The organism is Streptococcus sp. 11273D007BT (assembly GCF_053547195.1).
This window is the reverse complement of record NZ_JBPWPE010000001.1, coordinates 91,754-115,070: the sequence shown is the minus strand read 5'-3', so window position 1 is coordinate 115,070 and position 23,317 is coordinate 91,754. Positions and strand designations below refer to the sequence as shown.

The 23,317-nt window shown below is 41.1% G+C and carries 12 protein-coding genes, 9 tRNA genes, 4 rRNA genes and 1 pseudogene; 2 read left to right on the top strand and 24 right to left on the bottom strand.

The window, feature by feature from the left end:
• Window positions 1–83 precede the first annotated feature (83 nt).
• The 14 genes from ACEE75_RS00620 to ACEE75_RS00555 form a co-directional block, all read right to left on the bottom strand.
• Window positions 84–156: transfer RNA gene (locus tag ACEE75_RS00620), tRNA-Ala, on the bottom strand.
• A 56-nt stretch (window positions 157–212) separates the two neighbouring features.
• A 16S ribosomal RNA gene (locus ACEE75_RS00615) occupies window positions 213–1,761 on the bottom strand.
• Between the two features lie 263 nt (window positions 1,762–2,024).
• Window positions 2,025–2,516 (bottom strand): sigma-70 family RNA polymerase sigma factor, encoded by a 492-nt coding sequence (locus ACEE75_RS00610; RefSeq protein ID WP_447574669.1) that lies wholly within the window; start codon window positions 2,514–2,516, stop codon window positions 2,025–2,027.
• A gap of 375 nt (window positions 2,517–2,891) precedes the next feature.
• Window positions 2,892–2,963, bottom strand: a tRNA-Glu gene (locus tag ACEE75_RS00605).
• An 11-nt stretch (window positions 2,964–2,974) separates the two neighbouring features.
• Window positions 2,975–3,048, bottom strand: a tRNA-Ile gene (locus ACEE75_RS00600).
• Window positions 3,049–3,058: 10 nt separating this feature from the next.
• A tRNA-Thr gene (locus ACEE75_RS00595) sits at window positions 3,059–3,131 on the bottom strand.
• Window positions 3,132–3,143: 12 nt separating this feature from the next.
• Window positions 3,144–3,225, bottom strand: a tRNA-Leu gene (locus ACEE75_RS00590).
• A gap of 3 nt (window positions 3,226–3,228) precedes the next feature.
• Window positions 3,229–3,301: transfer RNA gene (locus ACEE75_RS00585), tRNA-Lys, on the bottom strand.
• Between the two features lie 21 nt (window positions 3,302–3,322).
• Window positions 3,323–3,395, bottom strand: a tRNA-Asp gene (locus tag ACEE75_RS00580).
• A gap of 20 nt (window positions 3,396–3,415) precedes the next feature.
• Window positions 3,416–3,488, bottom strand: a tRNA-Val gene (locus ACEE75_RS00575).
• A 4-nt stretch (window positions 3,489–3,492) separates the two neighbouring features.
• Window positions 3,493–3,608 (bottom strand): 5S ribosomal RNA (gene rrf / locus ACEE75_RS00570).
• Between the two features lie 204 nt (window positions 3,609–3,812).
• A 23S ribosomal RNA gene (locus ACEE75_RS00565) occupies window positions 3,813–6,713 on the bottom strand.
• A 147-nt stretch (window positions 6,714–6,860) separates the two neighbouring features.
• Window positions 6,861–6,933 (bottom strand) — tRNA-Ala (locus ACEE75_RS00560).
• 56 nt (window positions 6,934–6,989) lie between these two features.
• Window positions 6,990–8,538: ribosomal RNA gene (locus tag ACEE75_RS00555) — 16S ribosomal RNA — on the bottom strand.
• Together the 16S, 23S and 5S rRNA genes with 9 tRNA genes alongside form the textbook arrangement of a ribosomal RNA operon.
• A gap of 287 nt (window positions 8,539–8,825) precedes the next feature.
• Here ACEE75_RS00555 and ACEE75_RS00550 point away from each other — a divergent pair.
• Window positions 8,826–9,719, top strand: coding sequence for a DDE-type integrase/transposase/recombinase (locus ACEE75_RS00550; protein WP_447575403.1), 894 nt, complete (start codon window positions 8,826–8,828; stop codon window positions 9,717–9,719).
• Window positions 9,720–9,855: 136 nt separating this feature from the next.
• Window positions 9,856–10,739: pseudogene (locus ACEE75_RS00545) on the top strand (IS30 family transposase).
• Window positions 10,740–10,918: 179 nt separating this feature from the next.
• Here ACEE75_RS00545 and ACEE75_RS00540 read toward each other — a convergent pair.
• From ACEE75_RS00540 to mfd, 10 genes are all read right to left on the bottom strand, one after another.
• Entirely contained in the window at window positions 10,919–12,313 is a 1,395-nt protein-coding gene (locus ACEE75_RS00540; RefSeq protein WP_447575402.1) for an amino acid permease, read from the bottom strand.
• Window positions 12,314–12,448: 135 nt separating this feature from the next.
• Window positions 12,449–14,428, bottom strand: coding sequence for an ATP-dependent zinc metalloprotease FtsH (gene ftsH / locus ACEE75_RS00535; protein WP_447575401.1), 1,980 nt, complete (start codon window positions 14,426–14,428; stop codon window positions 12,449–12,451).
• Between the two features lie 24 nt (window positions 14,429–14,452).
• The gene (gene hpt / locus ACEE75_RS00530; protein WP_447575400.1) at window positions 14,453–14,995 is read right to left on the bottom strand and encodes a hypoxanthine phosphoribosyltransferase; all 543 of its coding nucleotides are present in this window, start codon (window positions 14,993–14,995) and stop codon (window positions 14,453–14,455) included.
• A gap of 5 nt (window positions 14,996–15,000) precedes the next feature.
• The gene (gene tilS, locus ACEE75_RS00525) at window positions 15,001–16,278 is read right to left on the bottom strand and encodes a tRNA lysidine(34) synthetase TilS (protein WP_447575399.1); all 1,278 of its coding nucleotides are present in this window, start codon (window positions 16,276–16,278) and stop codon (window positions 15,001–15,003) included.
• A complete protein-coding gene (locus ACEE75_RS00520) occupies window positions 16,275–17,561 on the bottom strand; it encodes a serine hydrolase (protein ID WP_447575398.1) in 1,287 nt (428 codons plus the stop codon). Before ACEE75_RS00520 ends, tilS begins: the two co-directional genes overlap by 4 nt.
• Window positions 17,558–17,680: an SP_0009 family protein gene (locus ACEE75_RS00515; protein ID WP_354367088.1), complete on the bottom strand. Its 123-nt coding sequence runs from the start codon at window positions 17,678–17,680 to the stop codon at window positions 17,558–17,560. Before ACEE75_RS00515 ends, ACEE75_RS00520 begins: the two co-directional genes overlap by 4 nt.
• A 1-nt stretch (window position 17,681) precedes the next feature.
• A complete protein-coding gene (locus ACEE75_RS00510) occupies window positions 17,682–18,053 on the bottom strand; it encodes an FtsB family cell division protein (protein WP_447575397.1) in 372 nt (123 codons plus the stop codon).
• Window positions 18,040–18,312 carry an RNA-binding S4 domain-containing protein gene (locus ACEE75_RS00505; RefSeq protein ID WP_354367091.1) on the bottom strand — a complete coding sequence of 91 codons (273 nt, stop codon included), beginning with the start codon at window positions 18,310–18,312 and terminating at the stop codon, window positions 18,040–18,042. Before ACEE75_RS00505 ends, ACEE75_RS00510 begins: the two co-directional genes overlap by 14 nt.
• A 31-nt stretch (window positions 18,313–18,343) precedes the next feature.
• On the bottom strand, window positions 18,344–19,858 hold the full coding sequence (locus ACEE75_RS00500) for an oligosaccharide flippase family protein (RefSeq protein ID WP_447575396.1): 1,515 nt from the start codon (window positions 19,856–19,858) through the stop codon (window positions 18,344–18,346).
• A complete protein-coding gene (mfd, locus tag ACEE75_RS00495) occupies window positions 19,809–23,315 on the bottom strand; it encodes a transcription-repair coupling factor (RefSeq protein WP_447575395.1) in 3,507 nt (1,168 codons plus the stop codon). Before mfd ends, ACEE75_RS00500 begins: the two co-directional genes overlap by 50 nt.
• Window positions 23,316–23,317 lie beyond the last annotated feature (2 nt).

Here is a 23,317-nt window from a genome sequence, read left to right as displayed (position 1 = left end):
TCTTGTTACTATTTCATATATTTCTATATGGAATTTGATAGATATTCAATTTTCAATGATCAAACTTGAATCCGTAGATTCAATGGAGCCTAGCGGGATCGAACCGCTGACCTCCTGCGTGCAAAGCAGGCGCTCTCCCAGCTGAGCTAAGGCCCCACAAGACCTCTCAAAACTAAACAAGACGACAAACGGCATTCCGTTATTTTCCTTAGAAAGGAGGTGATCCAGCCGCACCTTCCGATACGGCTACCTTGTTACGACTTCACCCCAATCATCTATCCCACCTTAGGCGGCTGGCTCCTAAAAGGTTACCTCACCGACTTCGGGTGTTACAAACTCTCGTGGTGTGACGGGCGGTGTGTACAAGGCCCGGGAACGTATTCACCGCGGCGTGCTGATCCGCGATTACTAGCGATTCCGACTTCATGTAGGCGAGTTGCAGCCTACAATCCGAACTGAGACTGGCTTTAAGAGATTAGCTTGTCGTCACCGACTTGCGACTCGTTGTACCAGCCATTGTAGCACGTGTGTAGCCCAGGTCATAAGGGGCATGATGATTTGACGTCATCCCCACCTTCCTCCGGTTTATTACCGGCAGTCTCGCTAGAGTGCCCAACTGAATGATGGCAACTAACAATAGGGGTTGCGCTCGTTGCGGGACTTAACCCAACATCTCACGACACGAGCTGACGACAACCATGCACCACCTGTCACCGATGTACCGAAGTAAAACTCTATCTCTAGAGCGGGCATCGGGATGTCAAGACCTGGTAAGGTTCTTCGCGTTGCTTCGAATTAAACCACATGCTCCACCGCTTGTGCGGGCCCCCGTCAATTCCTTTGAGTTTCAACCTTGCGGTCGTACTCCCCAGGCGGAGTGCTTAATGCGTTAGCTGCGGCACTAAGCCCCGGAAAGGGCCTAACACCTAGCACTCATCGTTTACGGCGTGGACTACCAGGGTATCTAATCCTGTTCGCTACCCACGCTTTCGAGCCTCAGCGTCAGTTACAGACCAGAGAGCCGCTTTCGCCACCGGTGTTCCTCCATATATCTACGCATTTCACCGCTACACATGGAATTCCACTCTCCCCTTCTGCACTCAAGTTTGACAGTTTCCAAAGCGTACTATGGTTGAGCCACAGCCTTTAACTTCAGACTTATCAAACCGCCTGCGCTCGCTTTACGCCCAATAAATCCGGACAACGCTCGGGACCTACGTATTACCGCGGCTGCTGGCACGTAGTTAGCCGTCCCTTTCTGGTAAGATACCGTCACTGTGTGAACTTTCCACTCTCACACACGTTCTTCTCTTACAACAGAGCTTTACGATCCGAAAACCTTCTTCACTCACGCGGCGTTGCTCGGTCAGGGTTGCCCCCATTGCCGAAGATTCCCTACTGCTGCCTCCCGTAGGAGTCTGGGCCGTGTCTCAGTCCCAGTGTGGCCGATCACCCTCTCAGGTCGGCTATGTATCGTCGCCTTGGTGAGCCGTTACCTCACCAACTAGCTAATACAACGCAGGTCCATCTCATAGTGAAGCAATTGCCCCTTTCAAGCCTCTAACATGAGTTAAAGACTGTTATGCGGTATTAGCTATCGTTTCCAATAGTTATCCCCCGCTATGAGGTAGGTTACCTACGCGTTACTCACCCGTTCGCAACTCATCCATCCGGTGCAAGCACCAGACTTCAGCGTTCTACTTGCATGTATTAGGCACGCCGCCAGCGTTCGTCCTGAGCCAGGATCAAACTCTCATTAAAAAAGTTCGAGCTTCGCTCTTCTTGTCATCGCTGACTTATTGTTATTGACAGGTTACTTTCGTAACCCTGCACGTTTGGTTCGTCTTGTTCAGTTTTCAAAGGTCTTTGCCGCTCTCTCGCGACAACTATTATAGTATATCAGCTTATCTATTAAGTGTCAACACTTTTTTGTGTTTTTTTTTATTTTTTTCAAAAAAGTGTTCAACACTCAATCTCACCTATATTATACTACTGCTTATTAACTTACTTCAACGGACTAAAACCTAATTTTTGAAATCAGATAGGTAACTCTGTAACCGTAATCTCATAACTTTTTGCCCTCTAAATCTTTCCCCTCTTAAAAATTGTCTATATTGCACTTTTTCCTTATGATTTAAGGTAGACTCAAAACGAGATAAGGCATCTTCAAAAGCGACTAATTCATCTAAAAATAGTCTATCTTGACAAATACTATCGCCCATTTCTCCAATTTCTTCATAGGCCATTTTACTAAAACGACGCTTCTGGCTTTCTTGCGCTCTAACAACATCATTAGCGTGGTTGATAAATTTTGTTTTGAAATAGGTAAATAGTTTGGGATCATCCTCTCTAAACTCTGGAAAGTCTCTCAGTAACCGATATAATATGATTCTCCCTTCTTGGTGCCAGTCGTCATAGTCCCACAGTTTAATATAGTAATTCTGACGTACTTTATTCACTATAGCCGCAACTTTTTTGTAGATAGCTTCAAAATCTTTCTGATTTTCTTCTTGCATTGTACTACACTCCTTATGATCATTTTGTAAGCTCTAAAACTTACTAAATTATCATATAAAATTTTTTATCATTTCAACATGACATTTATGTCATGTTGAAATGAAGTCTAGCTATATAATAGGTCATAAAAAGGAAACAGGACTCCTTATTATAAAAATAGGACGCTTAGACATTAATAAATGGGTTTTAGGACTTAGCCATTTGAAAAACAAATCGAAAAGGACTTTAACTTTTTTTAGTTCAAGTCATAGCTAGGCGAAGAGCTACTTCCTAATTGATAATTAAGAACCCTAAACTTCGAATATCCACCACAGCTAACAATGAGCAGATTTAAACACAAAAGAGAAGACCAGCAGGCCTTCTCTTTACTTTTATAGTCCGTACGGGATTCGAACCCGTGTTACCGCCGTGAAAAGGCGGTGTCTTAACCCCTTGACCAACGGACCATATCATATAATGGGCACGAGTGGACTCGAACCACCGACCTCACGCTTATCAGGCGTGCGCTCTAACCACCTGAGCTACGCGCCCAATTTATAAATGCCGGCTACATGACTTGAACACGCGACCCTCTGATTACAAATCAGATGCTCTACCAACTGAGCTAAGCCGGCTAACTTCTCTAATGCGGGTTAAGGGACTTGAACCCCCACGCCGTTAAGCGCCAGATCCTAAATCTGGTGCGTCTGCCAATTCCGCCAAACCCGCATATGACCCGTACTGGGCTCGAACCAGTGACCCATTGATTAAAAGTCAATTGCTCTACCAACTGAGCTAACGAGTCATACCTTCAACTTTCATTGAACGGTCCCGACGGGAATCGAACCCGCGATCTTCGCCGTGACAGGGCGACGTGATAACCGCTACACTACGGGACCTATTGTATTTCTACAACTAATGGGAGTTAACGGGATCGAACCGCTGACCCTCTGCTTGTAAGGCAGATGCTCTCCCAGCTGAGCTAAACTCCCCTTTGCTAAGCGACTTCCTTATCTCACAGGGGGCAACCCCCAACTACATCAGGCGTACTAGGGCTTAACTGCTGTGTTCGGCATGGGAACAGGTGTATCTCCTAGGCTATCGTCACTTAACTATCGAATGGTTTGACCACTCAAAATTGAATATCTATACTCTATCAAGAAAACCGCACGCTGTCAATACTGACTTCGTTGAATTTTATCAATTGTATTCGAACTAAAAAGCTAGTGATTTAGACAAATCGCCTTGAAGTCTCAACGACTTCCGCGTTGATTTTCTAAAATCATACGCTTTTCTTTACGTTCTCATTACTTAGTTTGGATAAGTCCTCGAGCTATTAGTATTAGTCCGCTACACATGTCACCATGCTTCCACTTCTAACCTATCTACCTGATCATCTCTCAGGGCTCTTACTGATATAAAATCATGGGAAATCTCATCTTGAGGTGGGCTTCACACTTAGATGCTTTCAGCGTTTATCCCTTCCCTACATAGCTACCCAGCGATGCCTTTGGCAAGACAACTGGTACACCAGCGGTAAGTCCACTCTGGTCCTCTCGTACTAGGAGCAGATCCTCTCAAATTTCCTACGCCCGCGACGGATAGGGACCGAACTGTCTCACGACGTTCTGAACCCAGCTCGCGTGCCGCTTTAATGGGCGAACAGCCCAACCCTTGGGACCGACTACAGCCCCAGGATGCGACGAGCCGACATCGAGGTGCCAAACCTCCCCGTCGATGTGAACTCTTGGGGGAGATAAGCCTGTTATCCCCAGGGTAGCTTTTATCCGTTGAGCGATGGCCCTTCCATACGGAACCACCGGATCACTAAGCCCGACTTTCGTCCCTGCTCGAGTTGTAGCTCTCGCAGTCAAGCTCCCTTATACCTTTACACTCTACGACTGATTTCCAACCAGTCTGAGGGAACCTTTGGGCGCCTCCGTTACCTTTTAGGAGGCGACCGCCCCAGTCAAACTGCCCGTCAGACACTGTCTCCATTGACGATTAGCCAATCGGGTTAGAGTAGCCATAACACAAGGGTAGTATCCCAACAACGCCTCTGTTGAAACTGGCGTCCCAACTTCATAGGCTCCTACCTATCCTGTACATGTGGTACAGATACTCAATATCAAACTGCAGTAAAGCTCCATGGGGTCTTTCCGTCCTGTCGCGGGTAACCTGCATCTTCACAGGTACTAAAATTTCACCGAGTCTCTCGTTGAGACAGTGCCCAAATCATTACGCCTTTCGTGCGGGTCGGAACTTACCCGACAAGGAATTTCGCTACCTTAGGACCGTTATAGTTACGGCCGCCGTTTACTGGGGCTTCAATTCATACCTTCGCTTGCGCTAAGCACTCCTCTTAACCTTCCAGCACCGGGCAGGCGTCACCCCCTATACATCATCTTACGATTTAGCAGAGAGCTGTGTTTTTGATAAACAGTTGCTTGGGCCTATTCACTGCGGCTGACCTTAAGTCAGCACCCCTTCTCCCGAAGTTACGGGGTCATTTTGCCGAGTTCCTTAACGAGAGTTCTCTCGCTCACCTGAGGCTACTCGCCTCGACTACCTGTGTCGGTTTGCGGTACGGGTAGAGTATGATACAACGCTAGAAGCTTTTCTCGGCAGTGTGACGTCACTAACTTCGCTACTAAACTTCGCTCCCCATCACAGCTCAATGTTATAGGTATAAGCATTTGACTCATACCACACCTCACTGCTTAGACGTGCACTTCCAATCGCACGCTTTAGTTAGCCTACTGCGTCCCTCCATCACTTCATACTCTAGTACAGGAATATCAACCTGTTGGCCATCGGATACACCGTTCGGTCTCTCCTTAGGTCCCGACTAACCCAGGGCGGACGAGCCTTCCCCTGGAAACCTTAGTCTTACGGTGGATGGGATTCTCACCCATCTTTCGCTACTCATACCGGCATTCTCACTTCTATGCGTTCCAGCGCTCCTCACGGTACACCTTCATCACCCATAGAACGCTCTCCTACCATACCTATAAAGGTATCCACAGCTTCGGTAATATGTTTTAGCCCCGGTACATTTTCGGCGCAGGGTCACTCGACTAGTGAGCTATTACGCACTCTTTGAATGAATAGCTGCTTCTAAGCTAACATCCTAGTTGTCTGTGCAACCCCACATCCTTTTCCACTTAACATATATTTTGGGACCTTAGCTGGTGGTCTGGGCTGTTTCCCTTTCGACTACGGATCTTAGCACTCGCAGTCTGACTGCCGACCATAAATCAATGGCATTCGGAGTTTATCTGAGATTGGTAATCCGGGATGGACCCCTCACCCAAACAGTGCTCTACCTCCATGATTCTTAATGTCGACGCTAGCCCTAAAGCTATTTCGGAGAGAACCAGCTATCTCCAAGTTCGTTTGGAATTTCTCCGCTACCCACAAGTCATCCAAGCACTTTTCAACGTGCCCTGGTTCGGTCCTCCAGTGCGTCTTACCGCACCTTCAACCTGCTCATGGGTAGGTCACATGGTTTCGGGTCTACGTCCACGTACTCATTCGCCCTATTCAGACTCGGTTTCCCTACGGCTCCGTCTCTTCAACTTAACCTCGCACGTAAACGTAACTCGCCGGTTCATTCTACAAAAGGCACGCTCTCACCCATTAACGGGCTCGAACTTGTTGTAGGCACACGGTTTCAGGTTCTATTTCACTCCCCTCCCGGGGTGCTTTTCACCTTTCCCTCACGGTACTGGTTCACTATCGGTCACTAGGGAGTATTTAGGGTTGGGAGATGGTCCTCCCAGATTCCGACGAGATTCCACGTGTCTCGCCGTACTCAGGATACTGCTAGGTATAAAGACTATTTCAAATACGAGGCTATTACTCTCTTTGGCCTACCTTCCCAGGTAGTTCTTCTATAATCTTTAAGTCCATATTGCAGTCCTACAACCCCAGAGAGTAAACTCTCTGGTTTGCCCTCCTGCCGTTTCGCTCGCCGCTACTCAGGCAATCGCTTTTGCTTTCTCTTCCTGCAGCTACTTAGATGTTTCAGTTCACTGCGTCTTCCCTCCTCTACCCTTAACAGGTAGGGATACTAGCCATTAGCTAGTGGGTTCCCCCATTCGGACATCTCTGGATCAAAGCTTACTTACAGCTCCCCAAAGCATTTCGTCGTTAGTCACGTCCTTCATCGGCTCCTAGTGCCAAGGCATCCACCGTGCGCCCTTATTAACTTAACCTTATTAACCTAGTTTTTTAAAACTAGAAAACTCATTAAATATTCACAGCGTTTTCGGTTTATTTTCTTGTTACTATTTCATATATTTCTATATGGAATTTGATAGATATTCAATTTTCAATGATCAAACTTGAATCCGTAGATTCAATGGAGCCTAGCGGGATCGAACCGCTGACCTCCTGCGTGCAAAGCAGGCGCTCTCCCAGCTGAGCTAAGGCCCCACAAGACCTCTCAAAACTAAACAAGACGACAAACGGCATTCCGTTATTTTCCTTAGAAAGGAGGTGATCCAGCCGCACCTTCCGATACGGCTACCTTGTTACGACTTCACCCCAATCATCTATCCCACCTTAGGCGGCTGGCTCCTAAAAGGTTACCTCACCGACTTCGGGTGTTACAAACTCTCGTGGTGTGACGGGCGGTGTGTACAAGGCCCGGGAACGTATTCACCGCGGCGTGCTGATCCGCGATTACTAGCGATTCCGACTTCATGTAGGCGAGTTGCAGCCTACAATCCGAACTGAGACTGGCTTTAAGAGATTAGCTTGTCGTCACCGACTTGCGACTCGTTGTACCAGCCATTGTAGCACGTGTGTAGCCCAGGTCATAAGGGGCATGATGATTTGACGTCATCCCCACCTTCCTCCGGTTTATTACCGGCAGTCTCGCTAGAGTGCCCAACTGAATGATGGCAACTAACAATAGGGGTTGCGCTCGTTGCGGGACTTAACCCAACATCTCACGACACGAGCTGACGACAACCATGCACCACCTGTCACCGATGTACCGAAGTAAAACTCTATCTCTAGAGCGGGCATCGGGATGTCAAGACCTGGTAAGGTTCTTCGCGTTGCTTCGAATTAAACCACATGCTCCACCGCTTGTGCGGGCCCCCGTCAATTCCTTTGAGTTTCAACCTTGCGGTCGTACTCCCCAGGCGGAGTGCTTAATGCGTTAGCTGCGGCACTAAGCCCCGGAAAGGGCCTAACACCTAGCACTCATCGTTTACGGCGTGGACTACCAGGGTATCTAATCCTGTTCGCTACCCACGCTTTCGAGCCTCAGCGTCAGTTACAGACCAGAGAGCCGCTTTCGCCACCGGTGTTCCTCCATATATCTACGCATTTCACCGCTACACATGGAATTCCACTCTCCCCTTCTGCACTCAAGTTTGACAGTTTCCAAAGCGTACTATGGTTGAGCCACAGCCTTTAACTTCAGACTTATCAAACCGCCTGCGCTCGCTTTACGCCCAATAAATCCGGACAACGCTCGGGACCTACGTATTACCGCGGCTGCTGGCACGTAGTTAGCCGTCCCTTTCTGGTAAGATACCGTCACTGTGTGAACTTTCCACTCTCACACACGTTCTTCTCTTACAACAGAGCTTTACGATCCGAAAACCTTCTTCACTCACGCGGCGTTGCTCGGTCAGGGTTGCCCCCATTGCCGAAGATTCCCTACTGCTGCCTCCCGTAGGAGTCTGGGCCGTGTCTCAGTCCCAGTGTGGCCGATCACCCTCTCAGGTCGGCTATGTATCGTCGCCTTGGTGAGCCGTTACCTCACCAACTAGCTAATACAACGCAGGTCCATCTCATAGTGAAGCAATTGCCCCTTTTAAGTCTCTAACATGTGTCAAAGACTCTTATGCGGTATTAGCTATCGTTTCCAATAGTTATCCCCCGCTATGAGGTAGGTTACCTACGCGTTACTCACCCGTTCGCAACTCATCCATCCGGTGCAAGCACCAGACTTCAGCGTTCTACTTGCATGTATTAGGCACGCCGCCAGCGTTCGTCCTGAGCCAGGATCAAACTCTCATTAAAAAAGTTCGAGCTTCGCTCTTCTTGTCATCGCTGACTTATTGTTATTGACAGGTTACTTTCGTAACCCTGCACGTTTGGTTCGTCTTGTTCAGTTTTCAAAGGTCTTTGCCGCTCTCTCGCGACAACTATATTAGTATAGCATGATACTTGATATGTTGTCAACACTTTTTTTGATTTTTTTATATCTCTATTTGTAGCGTTACAATAGATGTGAGACTTCTAGGAGTCAAAAAGAAGATTCCCTGATATGATAAGAGTACCACCACTCACCAAAAAGGAATCTTCTCATGACTAGTATATCACAAAATCTTCGCTATTTACCACATACTCTAGAAACACGTTACCACGCGGTTAAAACCTACCAAAATGGTGCCTCTGTCGCCTTCATCTGTCGACGATACAAAGTTTCAAAAGCCTCTCTCATGCGCTGGAATAAGCGATTCGATGGCACAAAAGAATCGCTAAAAGACCGTTCTCATCGCCCTCTAACACCACATCCAAAGGCTCATACCCAGCAAGAGCTGACATGGATTAAAAACTGCATCAAAAGAAATCCAAACGCAACACTCATCGAAATCTTCTACAAGCTCAAAACCAACAAGGGATATGATAGACACCCTTGCTCACTCTTTCGAATCTTGAGAAAACTGGACTTCTTCAAATCCCCTAAAACAAAGAAAAAACCTTATGTACCGAAACCATATGACACGCCGACTGAACTAGGAATCAAGTGGCAGATGGATGTCAAATACGTACCGACTCACTGCTACACAGGTAAACTTCCTAACAAGTTCTACCAGTACACCGTCATTGATGAAGCCAGTCGTGAACACTTTATATTCCCTTTCAAAGAGCAGTCGTCCTACTCAACGGTTCAATTTCTCAAAATGGCGATTAAACACTTTGGGTACAAACCCAAAATCCTCCAAACGGATAATGGCTTTGAGTTCACTCATTTCAAAGAAACCAAACAAGTTCACCCACTAGACTTACTCTGTCAGGAACTTGGTATTGAGCACAAGCTGATTCGTCCCCGAACACCCAGACATAATGGCAAGGTTGAACGCAGTCATCGAAATGACAATCGACGTTTCTACCAGCACTTGACCTTCTATTCCTATAACGATCTGATCAAGCAGATGAAAACCTATCTATACCCTTCTAATCGACTTCCTATGTAAACTTTAGGCTGGAAATCTCCTATCGATATCAGAAAAGCTTTACTAAAAACTAGTTCCTAGTAAAGCTTAACAAATGGATAACTTAAAAATCACCTTTTTGGTCGCACATCATTGACAAAGGGACAATAACCGTCGCTTGATTGAGCGGTGTAAGCTTGAAAAAATGTCCAATCGTGAAATTGCAGGCTTGTTAGGAAAAGCACCTCAAACAATTAATAATGAAGTCAAAAGAGGTACAACTTTACAACAGATGCGAAAAGGACTATTCTGCTGATTACGCACAAACTGTTTACTAATCCAATCGAAAACGATCGGTGAAAAAGTTAATTCTAACAAAGGAAATCAGAAAGAAGATGTTACACTATCATAAACAAAAGTTTTCTCCTGAAATGATAGGGAAGAAGAAGCAAGTGAAAGTAGGGTATTTCAACTATCTACTAGTGGTTTCATAATGGGTATTTAGGATTGAAGAAATCGGACATGCTTTATCCTAGAAAAGGGAAAGGTGTCAAGAAGCAAGCTAGTCCGAACTTTAAGCCAGCTGGTAAATCAATCGAAGAGCGACAAGAGGTCATCAATCTTCGATTGGAAAACGGTCATTATGAAATCGATACAGTGCCACTGACTAAGGTGAAAATCATTGCCTTTTAGTCTTAACCGACCGACGCAATAGATACCAAATCATACGATTAATTCCAAATAAAACTGCTGAATCTGTCAATTTGGCACTTAGGTTACTATTAGCTGAGTATCATATTCTGTCAATAACTGCAGATAATGATCCAGAGTTTAGTTGTTTATCCGAAGCGTTTCCTGAGGAACATATCTACTATGCACACCCTACTCTTCATGGGAGAGAGGGACGAATGAGAATCATAATCGATTAATTCGGAGATGGTTACCTAAAGGAACCAAGAAAACGACTCCGAAGAAGTTGCTTTTATAGAAAATTGGATAAACAACTACCCTAAAAAATGCTTGGGCTACAAGTCGCCAAGTGAATTTCTTTTGGGTGGCTAATTTCAACTTGAAATTTGAGAATTTAGAAAAATGAATAAACAAGCAATTCTATTTTGCATTTGATATATAGAGAAACTAAATGATAGAAATGCCTTGATTTAAACATCAAAAAAGAGAAGACCGTCGGGTCTTCTCTTGTGTTGTTTTTTTATCTAGCAAAAAGTATAGTTGAATTATATCTAGGTATTTTTTATTGCGGAATTCCTATATCCGTAAACAAAGTAGATTACTATACTAATAAGTACTGTAACAATAAAAGCAATCCATGTTAGAGTTTGATACTGACTCATTAATGAAATACAAATTATAATTGATAGGATCGGTAGAACTGGAACAAAAGGTGTTCTGAATTGTCCTGCTAGAGGCTCCCCTTGATCTTTTCTCAACTTTATAATAGCTATGGCTAACATAATAAGATAGGCTAAAGTACAAATATTTAAAAATTCTGCAATACTAGCTAATGGAAAGACGCCTGCACAAATTAATGTCGCAACTCCAACAAGCAATGTCGCATTTTTAGGAACTTTACTGTGACGAGTAACCTGACTTAGACTTTTTGGAAGTAAGCCATCTCTACTAATAGAGTAAACTGTTCTAGTCAATGCATAAGTCATTGAAATACATACTGTAACTAGAGTAAGAATAGCAACCATAGAAACATAATTAGCTGCCCAATCTAAGCCAGCGTTACGTAAAGCAAAAGCAACAGCGTCTGCAACATTGAGTTTAGTATAATGGACAATCCCTGTTAGGATAAGAGTCACTAAGATATATAAGACCGTAACAATTGACAAGGATAAAACAATACCTCTTGGGACATTTTTTTGTGGTTCCTTCACTTCATCAACTGCCATTGAAATTGATTCAAAACCTAAAAAAGCAAAAAACATCAGTGAAGCCCCAGCCATAATACCTGTTTTTCCTCCATAAATTTGACCGAAACCAAAAGGAGCAAAATCAGACCAATTGTCTGGTTTAATAAAAAATATACCACTTATAATAAATACTGCAAGGGCAGAGAATTTCAGAATAACCAATGCACTATTAAAGCGTAAGACACTCTTTGAGTTCAAAAGGACGAGTCCAGTGACCAAAATAATGACTAAAACCGGAAGCAAGTCAATATACTGTCCTTTACTTGGATTAAAAGTCCCATTTAAAGCTGTGGGCAAAACAATATTATAATTAGCAAGAAGTCCTTTAAAGTAACCTCCCCACCCAGCTGCAACTCCAGATACAGCTGTCAAAAATTCCATGATAATCAGCCATCCAGCAAGCCAAGCCGGAAATTCACCTAAAGTTGCATAAATATAACTATATGCTCCTCCATTTGCCGGTATACGTGAAGCAAATTCTGCATAAAACAAAGCAGAAATTCCAACAGCAATCGCAGAAATAATAATAGAAACAGTTAATGCTGGCCCAGCATAAGTTGCTGCACCAATACCTGTTATGGTGAAAATCCCTGTTCCTACCATTGAGCCTAAACCAAGAAAAATCAAGTCGTAAACACGAAGATGGCGTATCATCTCTGTCTTATCACGACTTGGATTTTTTTTTCTAAAAATATTCAATTTTCTTATCTCCTACATTATGGTAACAATCTATTCTATCACAGCTACATAATCTTGTAAATTATATTGAATAAAAATAAAAAGAGGCAAACCGCAATGACTACGGTTTGCCTAATGTGCCAAATGGTTTAAATGCTAATCATTTTCAGAATTGTTTTCTGTCATCTTTTCTTTAATTTCATCATAAGATAAAGCATGTGCTTCTTCTGCATCATCTTCTGTTTGTTCTGGCATTTTTCCTGTCTCATAGATAGATTTGATTTGAGCTGCATCTAGTGTCTCATGCTCAAGAAGGGCTTCTGCAATTAATTTATGAGTCTCACGATTATTATTAATGATATCTGCTGCTTTATTACGTGCTTCGTTTAAAAGATCACGAACTTCCTCATCAATAAGGAGTGCAGTCTGAGCAGAATAAGATTTTTCTGGTGAAACTTGTCCAGTAAAGACTGAATGATTACCTTCATATTGAACTGGTCCCAGTTTCTCACTCATACCATACTCTGTCACCATGGCACGCGCCATCTGCGTCGCTTGCTCAAAGTCATTTGAAGCACCTGTTGTCTGAACATTAAAGATAATCTCCTCAGCAACTCGTCCTCCCATAAGGCCTGCCAATTGCTCTTTCATATCGTCTTTTGAAAGAAGATTTTGATCTTCCTTAGGAAGTGCAATCATGTAGCCACCTGCACGACCACGTGGTACAATCGTCACTTTATGAACTTCACGGGCATTAGACAGTACAAGTCCAACAATGGTATGTCCTGCTTCATGATAGGCAACAATTTGACGTTCTCGTTCCGAAATTGTCTTATCTTTCTTAGAAGGGCCTGCAATTACACGATCTTCTGCCTCATCAATATCACTGGCATCAATAACTTTTTTATTACGACGCGCTGCAACTAATGCCGCTTCGTTTAAGACATTCTCAAGATCAGCTCCAACAAAACCTGGTGTTTGTTGTGCCACAACTTTTAGATTCACATCATCAGCTAACGGTTTATTCTTAGCATGAACGCGTAAAATAGCTTCACGTCCCTTAACATCTGGACGACCAACTAAGACTTTACGGTCAAAACGTCCCGGACGAAGAAGGGCTGGATCTAAAACATCTGAGCGGTTTGTCGCAGCAATAACAATGATACTTTCATTACCTTCAAAACCGTCCATCTCGATAAGGAGTTGGTTTAGAGTTTGTTCGCGCTCATCGTTTCCGCCTCCCATACCGGCACCACGACGACGACCAACGGCATCAATCTCATCGATAAAGATAATAGCACGCTCTGCTTTTTTGGCATCTTCAAAAAGTGAACGCACGCGACTAGCTCCAACCCCTACAAACATCTCAACGAAGTCTGAACCAGAGATACTAAAGAAAGGAACACCTGCTTCACCTGCAACTGCTTTAGCAAGTAAAGTTTTACCTGTTCCTGGAGGGCCTTCTAAAAGGACACCTGCTGGAATACGTGCACCTAGAGCTTTATATCTTTTAGGATCTCGTAAGAAGTCAACAACCTCTACCAGTTCTTGTTTTTCTTCCTCGGCACCTGCTACATCAGAGAAACGTACCTTAACATCTCCCTTATTGGCTGCGCGAGCTTTATTTCGTCCAAAGCTCATAGCACCACGTGCACCGCCACCCCCTTGATTCATCATCATGATAAGGAAGAACATGACAACAATCATAGGAACAAAACTAGCTAAAAAGGAAATCCAAGCTCGATTAGAACTTTCTTGTTTAACAGTTACCTTAGCACTACTACTCTCAGCTAAGTCTTCAATCTTTTTGATGGAAGAATCGCTTGGTAAAACAACCGTCGTAAAGTTTTTCACTTTAGTATCGCTTGTACTAAAAAGTTTGATATCACTGGAGCTGGAGACTGTTTTAGCTTCTTTATACTCCCCACTAACTTCTATAATACTTCCATTAGGTTGATAGGTTAGCGATTTGATATCACCTGCTTTCAACTCTTTGACCAGAGTTGAATAACTGATTCTCTGACTTTGTACACTACTTCCTCTAAAATAATACTGAAATGCTGTAATAACAGAAATAATCACAACAATATAGAGGAACGAATTTTTGACAAAGCCATTATTTTTATTATTTTTCATATTAATGACTACGTTTCCTTACTTTTATTTTTTGTAAACCTCTTCTTTAAGTACACCGACATAAGGAAGGTTACGATAGTTTTCTGCATAATCCAAACCGAATCCTACAATAAACTCGTTTGGAACGTCATAACAAACATAATCTGCATCAATTTCTACAACACGACCTTCTGGCTTGTCAAATAAGGTAGCAATTTTAACCGATTTAGCTTGGCGATATTTAAACATATCACGAAGATATTTCAATGTACGTCCGGTGTCAATAATATCTTCAACGAAGACAACATCACGTCCTTCAACATTGGTATCAACATCCTTTAAGATTTTGACCTCTCCACTACTTGTTGTCCCTCCGTGATAACTAGATACCACCATAAAGTCAATTTCAACATGCGTATCAATATGTTTCATCAACTCTGCCATAAAAGGTACAGACCCTTTTAAAACCCCTACAAGAAGTGGATTTTTTCCAGCATAATCTTCTGTTAGTTTTTGACCTAATTCTTTGGTCTTTGCAATAATGTCCTCTTCTGAATATAGAACCTTTTTGATATCTTGTTCTAGCATACTGTTCACCAATTTTCTAATTTTTGAATATACAATTTACCCTTCATTATATCATCTTTACTTGCTTTTCTCAAATAAGTTTTATCGGGTAACAAGATAGCCATCAGCTCATGATCTTGCTCTAAAAAAAGAGCTCTTTGCCTATCTTCCAAAGCAATCTTATCATCAATAAACAATCGTCTAACCTTTTTGGACACTCCTCCTTGCAAAATTTTGTCACCTGCCTTTCTCTCCCTAATAAAAATTGGTGTCGTAGAAGGCAGTAAAATCACACTATCCACTTGCGATAGCGGGGTACCGTAAGAATAAAGATAAGAACCAATCTGAACACTATTTTTATAGTCTAACAAAACTGGAAGTTTGACGCTATCGGTCTGTGGACTGATTTTTTTCATTTCGAAGTGCCTATAATTTTTGATGAAGTAGTAATCTTGCTTGATAGGGAGATAATAATTCTTATCACTTCGTAGCATAGTTAGTAAATCATAAAATTGGGCTTTCGTTAACTGCAAGTCTGGAATAGCCTCTAGATAAGTTTGAAAAAGATAATACTGGATAGGGTAGGTTTGTTTTTGGAACCATTCTATATCCTCTATCGTATGACTAGCTAATAAGGAATCTAGTGCTTCAGTCAATAAACTAACTTCATGGGAAAGATTGAGCAATTGCTGTTTCAATTTAGGATTTTCTTTCTCAAGTGTTGGTAGGTAAAGATTTCGAATGCGATTTCTTAAATAGTCCAAAGTGGCATTACTGCTATCATAAAAATGAGGTAAGTTAGCTAGTTCTGATTTTGAGATAGATAAAAAGGGTCTGATAAGTTCACCATTTGCAAACGGCTGAACCCGCTTCATACCTTTTAAATGTCTCAGACGACTCCCCCGTAAAATACGCATAAAAACAGTTTCTGCTTGATCATCCTGATGATGAGCCGTCACTAAGGCTGTATAACCTTCAGTTTCCATAATTTGCTTAAAAAATTGATACCGCTGATCTCTAGCCTGACTTTCTGAAAATCTCCCTTCAAAATGAGCTGTATAAAAGGGTAAACCTAACTCTTTTGCTAGCTGTGACAATTCACTTTCTTCTCTGTCTGATTCTGGTCGTTGTTTATGATTGAAATGTGCCAAGCCTAAACAAATCTCTAAATCATCTCTATAACGATATAAAAAATCCAAGAGATTCATTGAATCTATACCACCTGATAAGGCAATTAAAACCTTATCATGATGGTTAAATTCTTTTTTCTCTTGAACTTCTTTTAAAACTTTTTTATCTATCATTTTAATATATTATAAATATCATTTGCAATACGTGTTATCTCATCATACGAAGATTCATTCGTAAAAATGGATAAGACAAAAGGAGAATCACTATAAACGACTGCAACATCGTGTTTATAATCATAAGCATCTCCAATCTTATGGGCCACACGATCTGAAATATCCTTTGCAATACGCTGGTTATCAAACTCAGTATGAGACAAATAATCCATAATCTTGCCATCTTGATAATAAAGAGCTTCCATCATCTTACCAGCCATCTTAGCAGATACTTCTCGTTTTGACATATCCCAAGTTTCCCCTGCGACAGCAGCAATCACTTTACTATAAGTAGGATCAAACTGCTGGGTTACATAATAAGCTAGCATATTACTGGCAACATTATCAGACTCTTGTGCCACGGCTTTTTCCAAATCATCAATACTATAATCTTGATGATTGGCAGTATGAGGGAGGACTGTACTTCCTTCAGGTTTATAAGCAGATGAAAAAGTATTAACAGCATCAATATACTGATATTGTTGTGTGGGCTGTAACTCCCCATTAGTAATTTGTCTTTGGGTATAGTATAAGATAGGAAGCTTACTGATGCTAGCTGAATACATTTTTTTATCAGCATTTATCTCTGCCACCTCATCTGTCTGAAGTTGCTTGACATAGATCGAAAGATTAGACTGATTGTACTTTTCATTTAAAAGAAGTTGCACTGCCTCCATCCGATGATCGGTTTGACTTAAATCTGTTATTGGTACCCATACTTTATCGCTTATTTTGGCATAAATACCATATTGAGTTTGGACTTTTTCAGTAATGGAAACCTTCTGATAAGCTTTATCAATCCCAGATCGTTTCTTCACACCAGTTGTATAAGGGGCTTCATAATAACTTGCATCTGCATTAACCCAATAAACTTCTGGGCTTTCCTCTAATATCAACGAAGAGCCATCTACAATATTTAGTTTACTGGCTAGGATATAACTCCCATCTGACAGTTTAAAAATCGGTTGCGCATTTTGATTATAGGTCAATATCACTATATCTAAAACTGTTTTTGAAGGGAGATAGCCTTTTTCCTGTGTCAAGTCCTGATCTTTATAAGTCACTATTAAGTGAGTGCTGATAGGTTTAGCAGGAATTTTATTAAAAGAAAAAAATGGATTTTCTAAACTTTTCACCAAGGGCATCATGTCTTCTAGGGCAAAAGTATTCTTTTTTGAACTGGTATCCCCTACAAAAGGCCATACACTAAAGTAGAGTGATAAAACAATAGCTACCAAGCTCATTGTTGTCGCTCAATATCAGACTCTTCTAAATGTAGAGCTTGATTTTTTTGTTTTAACTCTTCTAACTTATCGTCTGAGTAGGATAAAAATAAGGTTACTTTTTCTAGTAAATTTTCCATATTACTTCGGTAATAAATCCGGTTCGGGATAAATTGTTTCTCCTGTCTTTGAAAAATAGTATTTGGCACGCGCATATTTAGCAACATAGTCTTCATCACTAAGTTTTTTAGCAAAATCTTGCTTGGCTTCACTTTCATTTTTCAACTGTTTAAATTCTGTCTGCAATTTTGTGATTTCAGCTTCTTTTTTTTGCAATGCACTATAATTTTGAACCAAATTAAAAATTGGAAGAATGAAAAGTAGGATGACACAAATCAGAACCCACCCCATAAAACGATTTTTTTGTCGTGTTTCCTCTTCCTCAAAACGCTGTCTGGTATTTTCATCGTTAATATAGTCATTATTTAACTGAACAACACTAGGCTTCTTCATCTACTTCAATCCTTGTTTCACTAATGATATCGTACATTTTTAAAGCATCTTCTTTTTTAGTGCTATCTTTCATTTCTAAGACTCGTACAGTCAAAAGTTTATTGCCAAAACGGATTTCAACTTCATCGTTGACTTTTAAATCCGTAGAACTTTTTGCTAAAACCCCGTTCACCTTGATACGTCCTTTGTCTGCTACTTCTTTAGCGACAGGACGACGTTTTATGATACGCGATACTTTTAAATATTTATCTAATCTCATCTCGTCACCTCAAATTCTTTTTCATATTTTATCACTTTTTTTTTGAAATTGGTAGAAAAGCCCATAAGTCCTCTTCAAAAACCTGCCAAGCTTTACAATAATACAAGAAAAAACTTGCTCCACCCAACCCTGATATCATAACATTCAATAATAGACCCAAACGATTTTCACTAGGTAATAACTGATTAGACATTTTTACCACAAGTACCATCATGACTAAGCCTAACCAAAATTTGTAGTTATAACACCAATCCTGACTAAGCTCTGCTTTTTTCAAAAATAAAACTAAAAGAATAATAAACGGTAAAATCGTTGCTAAGGAAGCTCCTACTGGTCCTAATAAGTAGGTGAGAGGATAAGTGAGTCCTATTTTCAATGCTAAGCCCATCACTAAATACCAAATGGCCTGACGGCTTCTCCCCTCAATGAAATACTTCTGGTGGAAAAATTGTAACAAACTGGTCCAGAATATTAAGCTGGTATAGATTGCTAGAGCTTTGTCACCTAAATGATCTTCAAAAAGGACTTGATTTATTGGAGTTAAAAGACTCAAAAAGCCACAGGTTAGGGTCAAACTCAAGTAAACGATCACATCATAGAATGACTGACTTTCTTTAACGTATTGTTTTTTATCTTTTTGATAAGTCTTTGTCAGATGAGGGAGTTGCGAGGTGAATAAAGCTGTGGCAAAAACCAATCCAAACTGAATTAAAGGCTGTCCACGATCATAAATCCCTTTAGCTGTCTCAGCATCTAAAGCTGAGAGACCTGAATTTTCCAATGCACTTTTCACACTAAAAGCATCAACTAATTGAAATAATAAGAGATAAATTGAAAAAAGAAGGAAATTAAAACTTTCCAAGCCTAAAGTTCCTAAAAAGGACCAATCCCAATTCCATTGCCCAAAATAATCCCTTAATTTATACGGACTTACCGCAAGTAAATAACCTAGTACCACCAAGCTAGCTAAACTATTTCCTAAAGAAGCTAGAGTAGCTGTTTGATAGATATCAAGCCCTTTAGTAAGGTAAAAAATAGCTGATAAGATAATCACACAAACTCGAACAAATTGCTCTAACACCTGACTAACAGCTGTTAACCTCATATCTTGTTGTGCTTGAGCTAAGCCACGGTAAAAAGAAATAAAGGGAAGAAAAAGCCAGTTTATCCCAATCAACTGGAGAGCCAAAGCTAGAGAAGGAGCTTCCATCAGCTTAGCCAAAAAAGGTCCCATACCGAAAAAAAGGAGACTAGCCAGAACAGAAAAGAGAATTTCTACGAAAAAGAAACTAGATAAACTTATTTTTTTTCGACTATGGTATAAACTTGAGACTAAATTCGGAAGCCCAACTAATCCTAAGGTCGAAATAATCGCTAAAATAGGATAAAGTTGTTGATAAGCATAGAAACCACGATCGCCAACTAAATTTTGATAAGGAATACGGTATAAGGCTGCAAGTACCTTAGAGATGAGACCGCTTATAACAATAAATAAACTAGCCTTTATCTTCACTGAACTGTGTTTTTCTTGCTTTAATTTCTCCAAATTTTTCTCCAAACTTGACTAATTCCTCTAAAATCTCATAATCTTTTTGACGTCTGATATCAAAGATTACCTCAATTTTTCCTTGATGTTCACTAATACGAGCTTTCAAATCTGTCGCTGATAAAGCCTCAAAATAGTCTTGAGTTAAAAAGATTGTCTGCGAACGTTTTTCAAATCGAACATATAGCTGTCCTTCTTTTTTCTCCACCATCTCAACAAAAACTTGATCCAGATAAGCCTTAACAAGACCGATTTCAATTAAATAGGCCACTTGATCTGGATACTCTCCAAAGCGATCTATTAACTCATCTTGCAACTCTTCATAATCTTGGCGTGTCTCAATGGAGCGAATACGTTTATAAATTTCAATTTTTTGACGTTCATCATCCACATATTCTCTTGGAATATAAGCATCAATTTGTAATAACAACTCCGCATTCCCTTTTTGGCGAACCTGAGATTTCCCTTGTTTTTTAGCAATAGCCTCTTCTAGCAATTGTGAATACATTTCAAAACCAACGGAATCAATAAAGCCACTTTGAGCACTCCCTAAGATATTACCCGCACCACGAATAGACAAGTCCCTCATAGCAATTTTAAAACCACTACCAAGCTCTGTAAACCCTTTAATAGCTTCCAAGCGTTTTTCAGAAACTTCTGTTAGTACCTTGTCTGGACGATACATCAAATAAGCATAAGCAATCCGATTGCTCCGTCCAACACGTCCTCTCAGCTGATACAAAGTCGATAAGCCCATGTGATCAGCATCTTCAATAAAGAGAGTATTCACATTGGAAATATCGACTCCCGTCTCAATAATAGTTGTTGCCACCAAGACGTCATACACACCATTGATAAAATCCAATAGGGTATTTTCTAGCTGAATTTCTCCCATTTGGCCATGAACAAAGCCAATCTCTGCCTCAGGTAGCAGATCCTTTAATTCTGCCACCTTTTGCTCAATGGTCTCCACCTTATTATAAACATAAAAGACTTGCCCCCCACGCTCCATCTCACGTAAAACAGCTTCTCTCACCATCCCAAGATTCGTCTCTAGAACATAAGTCTGAACGGGATAACGATTGGTAGGAGGAGTTTCAATAACAGATAAGTCACGAATCCCTAACATCGACATATGTAAGGTACGAGGAATAGGTGTTGCAGTCAATGTCAACACATCAACCTTCGTTTTTAACTCTTTTAGACGCTCCTTATGTTTAACACCAAAGCGTTGTTCCTCGTCAATAATAATTAAACCCAAATCAGCAAAAACAACATCTTTTGACAATAAACGATGTGTCCCAATAAGAATATCTACACGCCCTTTTTTAGTTTTTTCAAGCGTCTCATCTTGTTCCTTTTTTGTCTTAAAACGACTCATGACATCAACTTCAACAGCGTAATCTTCAAATCGTTTTTTAAAGTTTTCATAATGCTGTTGAGCAAGAACTGTTGTAGGGACCAAAACAGCTACCTGCTTACCATCATTAACCGCCTTAAACGCAGCTCGCATCGCCACCTCAGTCTTACCAAACCCAACATCTCCTACCAAGAGACGGTCCATTGGGCGAGCTTTTTCCATATCTTTTTTGATTTCTGCTATACTGCGGATTTGGTCATCAGTTTCCACAAAGGCAAAATCCTGATCAAAACGCTCTTGCTCTTCATCGTCTTGTGAAAAAGCAAAACCTTTTTGTTGGTGACGCTCAGCATAAAGTTTAAGCAGATCATCTGCAATATCCTCAACCTGTTTAGCTACTTTTTGCTTTGTTTTTTGGAAACGTCCATCATTTAGCTTATTAACCTTAGGTACTTTACCATCACTTGCTACATAGCGAGAAAGAGTTTCAATCTGCTCAACAGGCAGAGAAATGCGATCAGAGTTTTGATATTGAATGGTTACATAATCACGATGAATTCCTGAAACTTCAAGTGTCTCAATCCCTAAAAATTGCCCAATACCATGCACTTGATGGACTACATAATCTCCTTTAGAAAGCTCATTGTAATCTTTCAAGCGCTCTGCATTACTGATAGATTGGCGACGAATCTTACGCTTGACTTTACGGTGAAAAATCTCCTTTTCAGTAATCAAGACAAGACGCCCGTCGGCAAAATGAAACCCATTTGACAGATGACCAACAAAAAGCTGAATTTGACCTTCTTGAAGTTGATCTGCCTGTGTGATCAAAACTTCAAATCCGTACTCTTCAAACAGCTTTTTCAACCGTTCCAAAGACTGCTCAGAATCCACCTGAAATAAAACTGTAGAGCCATTTTTTTGGTATCTCTTCGCTTCATCAACTAACAAAGGAATTTGGTTAAAAAATTCCTGCATGGCATACTGCGTCAGATGGTGTACCGCATCAAATTTTAAATTCCCCAAGCCCTTATGGAAAGTTGAAAAGAAAGTGGCTGGCTGATAGGAACGCCAATTGTGATAAGGATTTGCAAAATAAGAAAGATGAGAGACTGCTTTTCCTTGTTGTAAATCTTCCGTTAAAAGATTAGCCAGTTCAAGATCAAATTTAGCTTGTTTATCCACCAGTTTTTGAAAATCATCAAAGACTAAACAACTCCCTTTAGGTAAGTAATCCAACAAAGTCCATTCTTTTTCATAAAAAACAGATAAAAACCGTCCTAAATCCTTATGCCGATAACCAGCCTCTAATGTTGAAATAAGCTCCCTTAAATAAAGCTCCTGCTCACTATTTACCGTCTGAATAGCCTGATTTAAAGACTCTAAGCCACGCTGCCAATCGGCCTCCGTTAAGACCTGTGGGTCAATAGGGGAGAGAGAAATGCTGTCTAAACTTTCAAGAGACTTTTGAGAGGAAATATCAAAAGTCCGAATACCGTCAATCTCATCACCAAAAAATTCAATCCGATAAGCTTGATCTTTTGAGAGTTCATAAATATCTAAAATATCCCCTCGTCTGCTAAACTCTCCTGGACTAAGAACTTGTTTGACCGAACTATAGCCATTTCTCAATAAAAATTTAGTCAGTTTCTCTAAATCTTTTTCTTCACCTACCTGTAGTTGTAAATGGTAGGTAGAATAAGTTTCAGGGGAAGGCAGTAATACTCGCATCCCAACAAAACTGGTCACCAAAATTCCATCTTTATCTCCAAGTAAAAAATCCAATGCGCGTAAACGGGACTGACTTTTATCAAATGAAGAAAAAATAAATTCAGCTGCTGCCATATCATCGGCAAAAAAATCATACAAAAAGATATCATCCAAGACAGCAGATAAATTTGCCAACAGTTGCTCTGCTTCATTTTGGCTCGATAAAACAACAACAATCTTACCACCATTTTTTTGAAAGGCAGAAGCAATCGCTAGAGCACGACTACTTCCTGATAAGCCCATTACTAAGTGACGCTCGTTTTGTACAAACCCTTTTTGCCAAGCTTGAATTTTTTTATCCTTGGAAAATAAATCAATAATATTCATAA